The organism is Pseudomonas sp. SWRI22 (assembly GCF_014268395.2).
Lineage (GTDB): Bacteria > Pseudomonadota > Gammaproteobacteria > Pseudomonadales > Pseudomonadaceae > Aquipseudomonas > Aquipseudomonas paracarnis.
This window is the reverse complement of the sequence record NZ_JABWQK020000001.1, coordinates 293713-306814: the sequence shown is the minus strand read 5'-3', so window position 1 is coordinate 306814 and position 13102 is coordinate 293713. Positions and strand designations below refer to the sequence as shown.

Here is a 13102-nt window from a genome sequence, read left to right as displayed (position 1 = left end):
GATTGACATCAAATATTGCTGCGCGAGTTCAACTGGGTCGCCAGCCAGGCCAACGCGCGCGCAGCGTTCATGGGACGAGCACAGAGATAGCCCTGGGCCTCGTTGCATCCCAGCTTCAGTAATCCCTGGCGCTGGCTTTCGTTCTCGACGCCCTCCACCACCACTCGCATGCCCAGTGCCTCGCCCAGTGCCAATGTGCTACTGACCACGGCACGGTTGCGCGCACTGCTTTGAAGATCGCGGGTAAATGCGGCGTCCAGTTTGATTTCGGTAAACGGCAACTGGCACAGGCGCTCCAGCGAGGAATAGCCGGTGCCGAAGTCATCAATCGACAGGCCGGCACCCATCATGCGCAGTCGTATCAGGGTGTCGAGCACGGCGGGAGAAACTTCCAGCAGGCCGCATTCAGTGATTTCAAACGTCAGACGACACGCAGCAATGGCGTGGGATTGGAGTGAATCGCAAAGACGCGGCAATAATGAGCCACGACCGAGCTGGTCGGACTCCAGGTTGAATGCCAGCGATAAGACCTGCTGCTCTGCCGACTGCTGCAAGAACTCAAGGCCTTGTTGCAACAGCGCGAAGAACAGTTCATCCAATGCGCCAACTTGAGCGAGCAGCGGCAAACAATCTGCCGGATACAACAGGCCGTACTGTGGATGTTGCCAACGCGCCAGCACTTCAAAACCGCGCACGTGCCCCGTGCTCAAATTGAACTTGGGCTGGAAGAACGCCTTGAACTCATGCCTTGAAAAACCCCCAGCCACGCAGGCCTTGCTCAAGAACCCAGACCGGCTGCTTCGGCGCGCCTGCTTTGTCGGCGCGCCAATCCTCTCCAAGTAGCGGCTGAGCATAGGCGCAATGGCGCTTGCTGGCACCGGGAAGTCCACATAACCCAATACACTGATGCCCAACAGGCCTGCCATGCGATCAATTGCATCGTGCAGGTCCGTGCCATGGGCGCTGAACATAATGAGCGCTTTAGCCAAGTGGCCACGGCCGAGCACTTCGATGGCCCTCAAGCCGTGTGCGCCCTCGTCCTTCAAGTTGCACAAGGCGATATCGACAGGCCCGGTACGCTCGAGCAACTCAACGGCCGCCACGACATCGGCAACGGCGGCCACCTCTTCACACCCGACCTCCCGGAACACCTGGGTGGCAACAAGCCGCTTGAACGGGTGTTCTTCGATGACCAGAACACGAATAGGTAGGAAGGACATGGCAGAGCACACATAAGTGGGGATGTGCGAATTATCGGCAGACCTTCAGCCGGCGTATTTAGGAACGCTCCTAGAAAGGGCCAGAAATATGTAAGGTAGAACATCTGCCCCAGCAGCCATTACCTTGCCAGTATTTACGCCAACTGATTCTGAGCTAGCCTTAACGCGCTGAGTCCTTTATGCGGTGAACTCATGGATACGTTAACGAAAGCCGAAATCGAAACGGCCCTGTCCGCTCGCCTTCCCAAGTGCGCGGTCAAGTGCGCACTCAACGCGGACGGCAGCCTTTCAGTCACTGTAACGGCGCACGGTATGGACCAATTCACCATCGCCAACATCAACCGCGCCCACTACCACGGTGTTTCGGGGATCAACCGGCTTGTGCGGGAAATACGTGAAGAAATGGTCATCGCCAGACAGTCTTTCTGGCTGTCATCGGTGGGGTAACAGATATGCCAGACGCTACTGACGCAACGCTGCAACCGGTCAACATTCAATACCTGCATGACACGCTGTTCGGTGTGAACACGCTCGCCAGCGAATGCATGGGGCAACTTGTGCGCACTGCGCCCGGCGTGCAGTTGCGGCTTGCACCGCCATGGCCAAAGCTATTGCCGAAGGCCCACTGGATTAGCTTTGAATGGAATGGTCAGGCCTATCGTGGCGTGGTGCAGGAGGCTGAATCCTTGACCAACGGCGACTTGCTGATGGACATCGAACCGCAGCCGTAAACGCGCACACTTGGCAGCATTAGGCGCGTTCACCGACCATCGCCCGTTGGTGAAAATGCGGCAGCCATTTCAATGCATGAAGAGACGCGGCCAACTGCACCTGCTCACGAGAACCCATAAAGCGTTCCTTGCGACTGAAAACACTCAGTGCCCCGCCGTTTCGATAGGCCCAGGCAAAACAGACAGTGCCTGGGGGAATGCCATCAATTCCATCCGGCCCCAGCAGGCCAGTGGTGGCGACCGCCACATCGGCGGGGCTGTCGCGCAGCGCGCCTTGGGCCATTTCCTGGGCGACCTCACAACTGGTGAGGTTGAACGTTTCGATGGTGTAAGGGCGTACGTTTAACAGCCGCTGTTTCGCCTCTGGCGAATACACCACGTACCCGCTTTCGATCCATGAACCGCTGCCGTCGACCTGGGAAAGCAAGGTGATGATCTTGCCTGCGGTACACGACTCCGCCGTCGTGATGACCAATTGATGGTGCTTGAGGTATTCAACGATAGAAGCAGCGACCGACATGCTGAACGCTCCTGTGCAGAGGGGTGTTGCTGATTGATTTTTGTCAAAAAAAATCGATTTGTAAAAAAGAATTTCGAAAATCTGCTGGGGTCTACAGAGGAACATCCCCCAGGAGACAGCACCATGAAGTTCGCGAAATTCTGCCAAAAACTCTCCAACCAGGCGGGCAGCTCAAAAACCTTTCTGACGGCCGTCAGCTTGATTGCTGTTTGGGCGCTCACCGGGCCTTATTTTCAATACAACGACACCTGGCAGTTAATCATCAACACCTCCACCACCATCATCACCTTCCTGATGGTGTTCCTGATCCAGAATACCCAGAACCGCGACAACGATATTCTTCATCTGAAACTGGACGAGCTGATTCGTGCCACCAAAGAAGCTCACAATGCGGCGTTGAGCCTGGATAAGCTCGGGTCGCGAGAGCTACAGAAACTGCGTGAGCAATACAGCAAGCTGGGGCAACCCAACGCGGCCGATGACATCAGGCAGGAGGCGGATTCTTCAAGCGGCCCGATCTGAGCCCCACACCGGTCAGCGTACCTTGCCCCGTCTATCAGGTTGCAAGGTACTCGGCCAATGTCGCGGCACAGGCCTGCACCGCCCCATCCACAATCAATTCATAACCATGGGTATTTTCCGTTGGAATGGCCAGGCAGCCGGCGCGGGCGCAGGTCCCGTTACTCATGACCGCACTGGCATCCGAAGCGAAATCCACCAACAGCGCATATTGGGGGCTGTAGCCGCAGCGCTCTGCGGCAGCCGCCAGGTCGTTGACCACCGCCCGGGTGTAATAGCCTTTCTGGTCCCCCGTATTGATGATCGGGTCGACGGCCAGGCGCGTGCCGTATTCCTGCATCACCGGCCCCACCTCCACCGCGATGGTGGTGTCGCCTGGTAGCGTCGACGCGGCATACATTGCCCCGGCATTGCACTCCTCTTCGAGCGTGGTGAATACCAGATAGACATCCCTGGCCAACGCCTCCCGGCGCGAAGCCAGCAGCTGGGCCGTATGCAGAACGGCAGCAATCGGGGCGCGGTCATCCAGAAAATGCGCGGCAATGGCATCGCCCACTTGGAAGGGCTCACGCCAATGACGGCTCAGCACCACACGGCTTCCGGGCCGAATGCCGTGCTCGCGTAATGCCTGGGCAGTGCATCGCGTGATCACATGAACGTCGTTCCAGTGCACATCGCCCGAGAGCACATCAGCCCCTTGTGCCGTATTACTGGTGGCGTGCATCGAGCCAAAGGACAGCACGCCAGGAAGGATGCGTGCGTCCCCCAGGATATCCACCGGGCACACGCCAAAGTTGACCGGGTTGGCCCCACCCAGCGCCGTCACCCGCAACGTGCCATCCGCCTCGACGCGTTTAACCACCATGGCGATCTCATCCATATGCGCCATGACTTTAACCGCACCGGCAGGCTCGGCATCGCTGTGCTTGCCCTTGATCAAACCCACCACATTACCCGCCGGATCGACCCAGGCCTCATCGCACAACGGCGTCAGGCTTTCCAGGCAAATGGCGCGCACCTCGTCCTCCTGACCGCCCGGCCCGCGTGCCCGGAGCAATTGGGTAAGCAGCGTCGACGCTGGATTTTCAGTCTTGTGCATGGGATGAACACCTCACTGGCAGGTAAGCAATTGCGCTGTCAGCGCCTCTATAAAAAACGACCTGATGAATGAGTGAGTGTTCAACTCAAAGCATTTTGAACGCCCCGTACGCGCGTCTTTCCAACGAGAACAGGATCAAACCTGGCTTTGATCATCGCGCATGAACACACCGGCAACAGGAGGCAGCCGACCATGACTGACAACCCCATCCATCAAGTGACCCAATCCCTGGCCGCAGCAGTGACGCTGGCCCTGCTCAGCGCCTGCGCTGGCAACAACTCACCTTCGAATGTCGAGGCACCTGGGAAGCCGACAACACCTTCGACCCGAACGCTGGAAGCCGGCGCCGCCCTGCTGCAATCACGCCCACCGATTGATGCCCTGAACGCCTACCTGGACGGTTTTCACTTCTACAACGGCCATCCCGATGTGCAAATGGAAGCCCATCACTACTGCGCAATCCTCAACGAGGAGGTCATCCAGTGTGTGATCTACGACGGCAACCGCAAGGATGCCAAGTTGATGGGCGTGGAGTACATCATCAGCGAGGCGCAGTTCAACACGTTGCCCGCGCCTGAAAAGGCGTTGTGGCATAGCCATGTGCATGAAGTGAAGTCAGGGCAACTGGTCGCGCCGGGCATTCCTGAGGCGGCGGAACATGCGCTGATGGAGAAGCTGGTGCACACCTACGGCAAGACCTGGCACACCTGGCATACCGATCTGGATAAACGCCTGCCGTTAGGCGTGCCTCAGTTGATGATGGGGTTTACCGCAGACGGCCAGGCTGACCCGCGTATGGTCGCCGAACGCGATAAACGACTGGGCATCGACAGTGCCGACAAGAAAAAGACGCGCGCCGATATCCCCGCGCCGCCCATCGCCCCTGGGGCGGACGCGTGGCGCCAGGGCACGGTTATCCAGATCGCCGACCCGACCCTGAAGGCCCATCAACATTGACACCGCCATTCAGTCATTTGGATTGAACGATCATTTGCGGGCCTTTCTCTACCCAAGACCAGTAAAAGGAGGATGTCATAATGATTGATACCGCAACCGGAATGAGGCCTGGCGAGCGATACGCCGTGGAAAACCTGGAGCGCACACCGAACTTCAGCGGGTTTTTCCTGGACGGAAAGTACTACCTGGGCCCTGAATTGATGACGGCCGTCGGATGGCTTGAAGGCCAGACTTTTATCTATGATGAGCTCGACGCCACAGGCGAACCGGTGTTTCCCGACCGCGTCGCTGGCACCGTCGAAAACCTGACCCTGATACTGACTGACGGTACCCGCCTGCAACTGCACCCGGTGCCCGTCCACGTGCCCGAGGATTCGCCTGGCGTCATGCAGGCCAAGGGGAAACTGCACGGCAAGACCGTGGTGATCACCGGCGCCTCCAGTGGCATTGGTCGCGCGGCTGCTCACGCCTTTGCCGAGCAAAGTACCCGCTTGGTATTGGCGGCCCGAGATGAAAAGGCGTTGGGAGAGGTCGTCGAGGAATGCGCTGCGCGTGGCGCCGAGGCCATCGCCGTTAAAACCGATGTAACCCAGGGCGACCAGATGCGCGCCCTTGCCGAACAGGCGGCGGCCTTCGGCAATGGCCGCATCGATATCTGGATCAACAACGCCGGAGTAGGCGCCGTCGGCAGTTTCGAGGACACGCCGCTGGAAGCCCACGAACAGGTGCTGCAAACCGACCTGCTCGGGTACCTGCGCGGCGCCCATGTGGTGTGGCCCTATTTCAAAGCCCAGCACCGCGGCATTCTGATCAACACCTTGTCGCTGGGCAGTTGGGTAGCCCAGCCCTATGCCGTCGCCTACTCGGCCAGTAAATACGGCCTGCGCGGCCTGACTGAAGCACTGCGTGGCGAGCTGACTGATTACCCCGATATTCATGTGTGCGACATCTATCCCGCCGTGATGGACACACCGGGCTTTCGCGATGGCGGCAATTTTACCGGCCACACCTTGACGCCACCGCCACCGGTCTACGACCCACATAAAGTCGCGCAAGCGATGGTGGCCTGTGCGCTGCAACCGAGGGACAGCACCACGGTAGGCAGCGCTGCCACCGTGGCCCGCGTCGCGCATTTTTTGCTGCCCGGCTTTGCCCGGTTATCCGGTTGGCTCACCCGCCTCGGCCTGGAGCGCAGCCCGCGCGCCGTGACCTCTACGGGCAACCTCTACACCCCGGCAAGCGGCGAACGTCGTGTCGAAGGCGGCTGGCGGCAAACCCGCCGTACGCCCTATGGGATGGTTGCAATAGGCGCAGCGCTGCTAGTGGGCGGCGTTGTCGTTGCGCGCAAATATTCGGCTCGTCACAAATGAAAACGGGGCAAATCCCGAATACCAGCCAGTCAAGCACAACTTCTCTGTGGGAGCGGGCTTGCTCGCGAAGGCGGTGGATCAGTCACGTCAATGTTTAATGGACGGACGTCTTCGCGAGCAAGCCCGCTCCCACATTTGATCTTCGTTGTTCCCTTTACATGAGGTAACCCAGCATGTCTTACGACTACCAAGGTATTGCCAGTGTCATCACTGCCTCGCGCCATCTTGGAACACCCTCAGATGAACGCCTTAACGAATCAAAAAACATTCAAATGACCAGTAGCGGTAAACCGACCATCGCGCGCCTGGACTTTGACACGCCAATGGATTGGCCTGGCAATCCCAACTTTATCACCGTCAATTTGCCCGACGGATCCTCCGTCAGCGGTGTCATCGCCGAACTGCAACGCCCGGCCGATGGGCCTGGATGGGTCACCTTTACGGTAGATGATTAGGCTTCATCCATGCCTTGCGCCCAGTTATCGAATTGTCGGACAACTTATTTGAATTATTTTTGACGTCAAATATCTGTAGTTCATGAGTATCAAGGAGGCCTCATGAAACACAACGACCTATTCACTATCGAGTACCAGCTGCATGGCGAGCCCAAGTCCTTCATCGTGCGCGCGCCGCGCATGGACAATGCCGAGGCTTGGCATTGGGCCAGTTGTGACGCTGGTGTGGCGGTCATCCCCAAATTTGGGCAACACACGTTCAAGCGTGTGTCCAAACCGATGGCGGAGAAATACGGCATTACCCAGGTGCGCTGGAGTGGCGCGGCACAGATTCAATGGGCGGAGGGCCTCAGAGGATGAACAGTCAGACTCTTGGTTACACAACTACAAACAGGCGGGACGACGAAGTCGCGCGAAATGCCGAGATGTTTTTCGAAGCGGATCGATTGGATGCGTTGGCGTACGAGATCATTGAGTCCTACAGCGGCGATGCGCAGACGTGGGCTCGCTTTACCGAGGCGAAGAAACGTGCGGATGCGCAGCGTACAGTGGCCTATCGAGAGTGGATGCGAATTCATCGGTCCAAGCGAAAATAACGTCAGCCAGCATGCATCGACCTGACACCCCCGCGATCCAAATGTGGGAGCTGGCTTGCCTGCGATAGCGGCCTGACAACCAATCAGGATGTCAGGCCGAGTGTATATCCCCTCGCGTTCACGCCCCTGACTCAGGGTCTGTCGAAGGCCCTCCAGGGGCGACACCGCCTTGCTCCTGTGCCTGTTGCCCGCCTGCCGGCGCCTGCGATTTATCGTTTCGCTTAGCCGCCGGCGGGCGCACCTTGCGCTCAGAAGGATTCGGTTCGTGGTGCTTCGAGGCTTCGCTCATACTGCCCTCCTCAATCACTGATCAAAGTATCGGCTTGCCACCCGTCACGCCGTAGCGTTCGCCGGAGATGTAGCTGCCTTCATCCGACGCCAGCAGCACATAGATCGGCGCCACTTCCACTGGCTGGCCTGGGCGTCCCAATGGGGTGTTGCCGCCAAAGTTTTTCACCATGTCCGGCGTCATCGTCGAGACAATCAACGGCGTCCAGATAGGCCCGGGTGCCACGCTGTTGACGCGAATCCCCCGCTCGCCGAGCATCTGCGCCAGGCCGGCGGTGAAGTTGGCAATCGCGCCCTTGGTGGCCGCATAGGGCAACAGGCTGGGGTTGGGCATATCGGAGTTGACCGAGCTGGTGTTGATGATCGAACTGCCCTCGGCCATATGAGGCAGCGCGGCCTTGCAGATGCGAAACATCGCGGTGATGTTGACGTTGAAGGTTTTCACCCAGTCCTCGTCGGGGATGTCTTCCAGCGATTGATAGGTCATCTGGAACGCTGCGTTGTTGACCAGCACATCGATGCGGCCGAACTTCTCCACGGTGTCGTTGACGATGGCCGTGCACTGCGCCGCATCGCCCAGGTCGCCGGGCAGTAACAGGCATTGACGACCCGCCGCCTCGACCCAGCGTGCGGTCTCCTTGGCGTCTTCATGTTCATCCAGATACGACACCGCCACGTCCGCGCCTTCACGTGCGAAGGCAATGGCCACGGCCCGTCCGATGCCGCTGTCGGCCCCGGTGACCAAGGCGATTTTATTGGCGAGCCGGCCCGAGCCTTGGTATGACTGCTCACCGCAATCGGGCATCGGGTCCATCTTGCGCTGCTCACCGGGTACGGGCTGTTGCTGGGCGTTGAAGGGTGGTTTTGGATAGCTGTTCATCAGAACGTCTCCTGGGTGGGTTTCTCTTTGCGAGGGTTCGCCAGGAAGCGAAGTTCAGACGGATTTTCAGAAAATCGGATAACCGTGCAACCGCGATGGCCACTCGTCAGTTTGATTAAACCTTCCGCAGGTTGCGTGCCTCAACCGGCAGTAAGTGGTCGGTCGAATGACCGGGTGGCCTAAACGCATTTTTTGTTGGCGGCAGGTTTTCAGCTATATTTCACTGTCGGTTCAGCCCTCGCCCTCGTTGCTCAAGTTCTTCCCTCTACACCCGTCTTCCTGTGCGCCGTTATCCAAGGTTGGTATTTATGAAGTCTGCCCCCCCGCGGTCCCCCAACGTTCCGCAACGCAATGATCTGACCCCCAGCAACTTGAATTTCCCGGTGGTGGGTATTGGCGCGTCGGCGGGCGGGCTGCAAGCCGTGAAAGCGTTCTTCGAGCACATGCCCAGAGACTGCGGCATGGCCTTTGTGGTGATCCTGCATCTTTCGCCCGACCATCAAAGTGTGGCGGGCAAGATCATTCAGGAAACGACCCGCATGCCGGTGTCGCAGGTCAATGACGCCACGCCCATCGAAAAGAATCACGTGTACGTCATCTCGCCAGCACAGCTCTTGAAGATGAATGATGGCTACCTCGCGGTCTCACCTTCCGTGCGCGAAGGTGGACCGCACATTGCCATCGACCTGTTTTTTCGCGACCTGGCAGACACCCATAAAGAACGCGCGTTTTGTCTGATCCTGTCTGGTACCGGCTCAGATGGCGCGGTAGGGCTGTCGCGCATCAAAGAGCAAGGCGGCATCACCCTGGTACAAGCACCGGAAGACGCCGAGTACGATGGCATGCCGCTGGCGGCCATCGAAACCCAGATGGTCGACCTGGTGCTGCCTGTGGTGGAAATGCCGCAGAAGCTGCTGGAACTGTGGCGCAATGCCCAGTCGATTGTGCTGCCCACCGCCAACGACCCTGAGATCAAGACCACCCCACCCAGTACCGAACGCGATGCCGCCGTGGCCGAGCAGCTGTTGCTGGATATTCTAATCCAGTTGCGCGCCAGTACCGGGCATGACTTCAAGCATTACAAGCGCGCCACGGTGTTACGTCGTATCGAGCGGCGCTTGCAGGTCACGGCCCAACCCGACCTCGCCACCTATTACAACTTCCTCCAGGCCAACCCGGACGAAACCAAGGCTTTGCTGGGCGACATGCTGATTGGCGTGACCAACTTCTTTCGCGACCGCGAGGCCTTCGAAGCGCTTGAGCGAGACGTAATCCCCAACCTGGTGAAGTCACTGGAAGACAGCGTGCCGCACCGTGAGGAAGTGCGTATCTGGTCGGCAGGATGCTCCACCGGCGAAGAGGCCTACAGCCTGGCGATGCTGGTGGCCGAGCAACTGGCGCTGGACGCCAGCGGTGCAAAGATGCAGGTGTTTGCCACTGATATTGATGAGCGGGCCATTACCCATGGCCGCAACGGCGTGTACCCCGAAGCGATCATCACCGACGTACCGCCTCAACGGTTGCGCCAGTACTTTGCCAAGGAGAAGAACCAGCACTACCGGGTGCGCAAGGAAATTCGCGAAAAGGTACTGTTCGCCAAGCACAGCCTGTTGGCCGACCCACCGTTTTCGCAGATCGACCTGATCGTGTGCCGCAACCTGTTGATCTACCTGGACCGCGAAGTGCAACGCGACATCCTGCAAATGTTCCACTTCGCGTTGCGCCCCGGAGGTTACCTGTTTCTCGGCTCCTCGGAGTCGGCCGACGGCTGCCTGGACCTGTTTGTACCGGTGGACAAGCGCAACCGCATTTTCAGGGTGCGTGCCGGCTCGTCCGCCGTGCGTCGCGCCCCGACCATGCCGCGAGGCGGCTACCTGCGCCCGAGCGCCACGACGCTGGCGATTGAAACCAAGGCGCCCAGCAAGGTCTCGTTCGCGGACATCCATCTGCGCGCTCTGGAAAAAGCCGCGCCGCCCAGCGTTATCGTGAATATGCAGGCCGATATCCTGCACATGAGCGAAGGCGCAGGTCGATTCCTGCGCTACGTGGCCGGCGAGGTGACGCACAACCTGCTGACGTTGGTGCATCCCGATTTACGCCTCGATATCCGCACCACCTTGTTTCAGGTCCAGCAATCGAATAGCCCGGTGTCTTCGCGCAAGATCCGCATCCAACGCGAGCAAGGCCCCTTCCTGGTGGACATCAGCGCCCGCCCCTACCGCGATGAAGCGACCGAAAACGACTACGTGCTGGTGATCTTCCAGGAAACCGCCGTCGACCCACAGCTGCCCGACATCGACACCGTCAGCCAGGCCGAAAACGCGATCATGAGCAACCTGGAGCGCGAGCTGCAACGCACCAAGTTGCACCTGCAGGACACCATCGAACAGGCGGAAGTCTCCAGCGAGGAACTCAAGGCCTCCAACGAAGAAATGCAGGCCGTCAACGAAGAACTGCGCTCGGCCACCGAGGAGTTGGAAACCAGCAAGGAAGAGTTGCAGTCGATCAACGAAGAATTGCTGACCGTCAATTTCGAGCTCAAGACCAAGGTGGAAGAGACGGACAAGGTCAACGACTACCTGACCAACCTGATCGCGTCCACCGACATCGCCACGGTCTTTGTCGACCGCAACATGCGCATCCGTTGGTTCACGCCACGGGCCACGGATATTTTCAGTATGTTGCCGGTGGACACCGGACGCTCATTGCTGGACATCACCCACCGCCTCAATTACCCGCAAATGACCGAAGACGCCGCCACCGTGTTTGAGTCCCTGAGCTTGATCGAGCGGGAAATCAGCAGCAACGACGACCGCTGGTACATTGCGCGGTTGCTGCCTTACCGCTCCAGTGAAGACCACATTGATGGCACCGTGCTGACCTTCATTGATATCACCAAGCGGCGTCAGGCCGAAGAGGAACTGCGCCTGGGCGAGGAGCGCATGCGTCTGGTTGCCGAGAGCACCCACGACTTTGCCATCATCATCCTCGATGACCACGGCGCCATCACCGACTGGAACACCGGTGCCGAACTGATCTTCGGCTACACCAAGGACGAGGTGCTGGGCGCTTACTACGACCTGATTTTCTCCCCGGAAGACCGCTCCGCTGGCGTGCCGGAGAGCGAACTGCGCACCGCCCGCGAACATGGGCGTGGCGAAGATGAACGCTGGCATGTGCGCAAGGATGGCAGCCGTTTCTATTGCAGTGGCGAGGTGACGCAGCTCAAGAGCGACAGCTTGCGCGGCTACGTCAAGATTGCCCGCGACCTTACCGGCCACAAACGCACCCAGGACGAACAGAATCAGCGCTTGAAGGAAACCCAGACCAAAAGCCATCTCAAGGATGAGTTCTTCGCGGTGATGTCCCACGAACTCAAGCATCCGTTGAACCTGATCCAGCTGAACGCCGAACTGTTGCGGCGCTTGCCAGCCACCAAGGTCGCGGGCCCGGCCATCAAGGCGGTCAATACCATCTGCGAAGCGGTGTCCAGCCAGGCGCGGATCATTGACGACCTGCTGGATGTCGCCCGGGTTCGCACGGGCAAACTGAAGCTGAAAAAGCAACCGATCGACCTGATTCGCACCCTCAAGGACATTCACAGCGTGGTCCTTGCCGACGGTCATCGTCGCCAGGTCAGCCTTCAGACACCTTCGGTGCCGGGCCCGTTGATCGTTGACGTAGACCCCACGCGCATCGAGCAAGTGATCTGGAACCTGGTCAACAACGCCCTGAAATTCACCCCCGAAGACGGCCAGGTGCAGTTGGTGGTCAGCCGCTCGGACGGGCGCGCGCAACTGGACGTCATCGACAGCGGCGCGGGCCTGGCCCAAGAAAGCCTGGAAGAAATCTTCGACCTGTTCGGGCAAGCGGAAAACCAGCACCAGACTCACCAGCGCGAAGGCCTGGGGATTGGCTTGTCGTTGGTGCGGCAGCTGGTGGAGGCCCACGGCGGTTCGGTGAGCGTGCATTCGCGAGGGTTGGGCTTCGGTTGCACCTTTTCGATCTGGTTGCCGCTGTGCGAACAGCAGGATCATCTGCTGGATAGCGGCGCTACCCAGAACGAAGATCAGCGCCTCAATGGCCTCAAGGTTTTACTGGTCGATGATTCAGCCGAAGTCCTTGAGGTGCTGAACATGCTGCTGGAAATGGAAGGCGCCCAAGTGAGCGCCTTCAGCGACCCGTTAAGCGCACTTGAAACAGCCCGGGATGCCCAGTACGACGTGATTATTTCGGACATCGGCATGCCTAAAATGAATGGCCATGAGCTGATGCAGAAGCTGCGCAAAGTAAGCCACCTTCGACAGGCTCCCGCCATCGCCTTAACGGGCTATGGCGCTGGCAATGACCAGAAAAAGGCGACTGAATCGGGCTTTAATGCGCATGTCAGCAAACCCGTGGGCCATGACTCGTTGATCTCCTTGATCGAAAAACTGTGCCGCTCACGCCGTTAGGGTTTGGGCTGAC

At 59.0% G+C, this 13102-nt stretch carries 13 protein-coding genes; 9 read left to right on the top strand and 4 right to left on the bottom strand.

Annotation, left to right across the window (positions count from 1 at the left end; genetic code table 11):
* Positions 1–8: 8 nt before the first annotated feature.
* The gene (locus HU730_RS01390; protein ID WP_186527289.1) at positions 9–1220 is read right to left on the bottom strand and encodes an EAL domain-containing response regulator; all 1212 of its coding nucleotides are present in this window, start codon (positions 1218–1220) and stop codon (positions 9–11) included.
* 192 nt (positions 1221–1412) lie between these two features.
* Here HU730_RS01390 and HU730_RS01385 point away from each other — a divergent pair, with 192 nt between their 5' ends.
* Positions 1413–1667, top strand: coding sequence for a hypothetical protein (locus tag HU730_RS01385; RefSeq protein WP_014718023.1), 255 nt, complete (start codon positions 1413–1415; stop codon positions 1665–1667).
* 5 nt (positions 1668–1672) lie between these two features.
* Positions 1673–1951, top strand: a complete 279-nt coding sequence (locus tag HU730_RS01380) for a hypothetical protein (protein WP_020303212.1) — start codon at positions 1673–1675, stop codon at positions 1949–1951.
* A gap of 19 nt (positions 1952–1970) precedes the next feature.
* Here the strand turns inward: HU730_RS01380 and HU730_RS01375 are convergent, their stop codons facing one another.
* Positions 1971–2471, bottom strand: coding sequence for a CinA family protein (locus HU730_RS01375; RefSeq protein ID WP_186527307.1), 501 nt, complete (start codon positions 2469–2471; stop codon positions 1971–1973).
* Between the two features lie 123 nt (positions 2472–2594).
* On the opposite strand from HU730_RS01375, the gene HU730_RS01370 reads away from it, so the two are divergent.
* Complete coding sequence (locus HU730_RS01370; protein ID WP_034127097.1) at positions 2595–2993, top strand: low affinity iron permease family protein; 399 nt, start codon at positions 2595–2597, stop codon at positions 2991–2993.
* A 34-nt stretch (positions 2994–3027) separates the two neighbouring features.
* On the opposite strand, the gene HU730_RS01365 is transcribed toward HU730_RS01370, so the two are convergent.
* Positions 3028–4089, bottom strand: a complete 1062-nt coding sequence (locus tag HU730_RS01365; RefSeq protein ID WP_034127096.1) for a M28 family peptidase — start codon at positions 4087–4089, stop codon at positions 3028–3030.
* Positions 4090–4281: 192 nt separating this feature from the next.
* Between HU730_RS01365 and HU730_RS01360 the strand changes: the two genes are divergently transcribed.
* The 5 genes from HU730_RS01360 (at position 4282) to HU730_RS01340 (ending at position 7467) form a co-directional block, all read left to right on the top strand.
* Positions 4282–5046: an OBAP family protein gene (locus HU730_RS01360; RefSeq protein ID WP_060763619.1), complete on the top strand. Its 765-nt coding sequence runs from the start codon at positions 4282–4284 to the stop codon at positions 5044–5046.
* A gap of 80 nt (positions 5047–5126) precedes the next feature.
* A complete protein-coding gene (locus HU730_RS01355; protein ID WP_186527290.1) occupies positions 5127–6416 on the top strand; it encodes an SDR family oxidoreductase in 1290 nt (429 codons plus the stop codon).
* Between the two features lie 173 nt (positions 6417–6589).
* Positions 6590–6871: a hypothetical protein gene (locus HU730_RS01350; protein ID WP_020303208.1), complete on the top strand. Its 282-nt coding sequence runs from the start codon at positions 6590–6592 to the stop codon at positions 6869–6871.
* Positions 6872–6973: 102 nt separating this feature from the next.
* A complete protein-coding gene (locus HU730_RS01345) occupies positions 6974–7231 on the top strand; it encodes a DUF6555 family protein (protein WP_003190423.1) in 258 nt (85 codons plus the stop codon).
* Positions 7228–7467 carry a hypothetical protein gene (locus HU730_RS01340; protein ID WP_032892362.1) on the top strand — a complete coding sequence of 80 codons (240 nt, stop codon included), beginning with the start codon at positions 7228–7230 and terminating at the stop codon, positions 7465–7467. The genes HU730_RS01345 and HU730_RS01340 overlap by 4 nt, the downstream gene beginning before the upstream one ends.
* Before the next feature lie 310 nt (positions 7468–7777).
* On the opposite strand, the gene HU730_RS01335 is transcribed toward HU730_RS01340, so the two are convergent.
* Positions 7778–8635 carry an SDR family oxidoreductase gene (locus tag HU730_RS01335; RefSeq protein ID WP_014718015.1) on the bottom strand — a complete coding sequence of 286 codons (858 nt, stop codon included), beginning with the start codon at positions 8633–8635 and terminating at the stop codon, positions 7778–7780.
* A gap of 308 nt (positions 8636–8943) precedes the next feature.
* On the opposite strand from HU730_RS01335, the gene HU730_RS01330 reads away from it, so the two are divergent.
* Complete coding sequence (locus HU730_RS01330) at positions 8944–13089, top strand: CheR family methyltransferase (RefSeq protein ID WP_186527291.1); 4146 nt, start codon at positions 8944–8946, stop codon at positions 13087–13089.
* Positions 13090–13102: the final 13 nt, after the last annotated feature.

Bases quoted from the DNA above. Each gene is read 5' to 3' on its own strand.
- HU730_RS01380 (WP_020303212.1), top strand. From the start codon at position 1,673: ATGCCAGACGCTACTGACGCAACGCTGCAACCGGTCAACATTCAATAC.
- HU730_RS01330 (WP_186527291.1), top strand. From the start codon at position 8,944: ATGAAGTCTGCCCCCCCGCGGTCCCCCAACGTTCCGCAACGCAATGAT.
- HU730_RS01340 (WP_032892362.1), top strand. From the start codon at position 7,228: ATGAACAGTCAGACTCTTGGTTACACAACTACAAACAGGCGGGACGAC.
- HU730_RS01350 (WP_020303208.1), top strand. From the start codon at position 6,590: ATGTCTTACGACTACCAAGGTATTGCCAGTGTCATCACTGCCTCGCGC.
- HU730_RS01370 (WP_034127097.1), top strand. From the start codon at position 2,595: ATGAAGTTCGCGAAATTCTGCCAAAAACTCTCCAACCAGGCGGGCAGC.
- HU730_RS01375 (WP_186527307.1), bottom strand. From the start codon at position 2,471: ATGTCGGTCGCTGCTTCTATCGTTGAATACCTCAAGCACCATCAATTG.
- HU730_RS01365 (WP_034127096.1), bottom strand. From the start codon at position 4,089: ATGCACAAGACTGAAAATCCAGCGTCGACGCTGCTTACCCAATTGCTC.
- HU730_RS01385 (WP_014718023.1), top strand. From the start codon at position 1,413: ATGGATACGTTAACGAAAGCCGAAATCGAAACGGCCCTGTCCGCTCGC.
- HU730_RS01345 (WP_003190423.1), top strand. From the start codon at position 6,974: ATGAAACACAACGACCTATTCACTATCGAGTACCAGCTGCATGGCGAG.
- HU730_RS01355 (WP_186527290.1), top strand. From the start codon at position 5,127: ATGATTGATACCGCAACCGGAATGAGGCCTGGCGAGCGATACGCCGTG.
- HU730_RS01335 (WP_014718015.1), bottom strand. From the start codon at position 8,635: ATGAACAGCTATCCAAAACCACCCTTCAACGCCCAGCAACAGCCCGTA.
- HU730_RS01360 (WP_060763619.1), top strand. From the start codon at position 4,282: ATGACTGACAACCCCATCCATCAAGTGACCCAATCCCTGGCCGCAGCA.
- HU730_RS01390 (WP_186527289.1), bottom strand. From the start codon at position 1,220: ATGTCCTTCCTACCTATTCGTGTTCTGGTCATCGAAGAACACCCGTTC.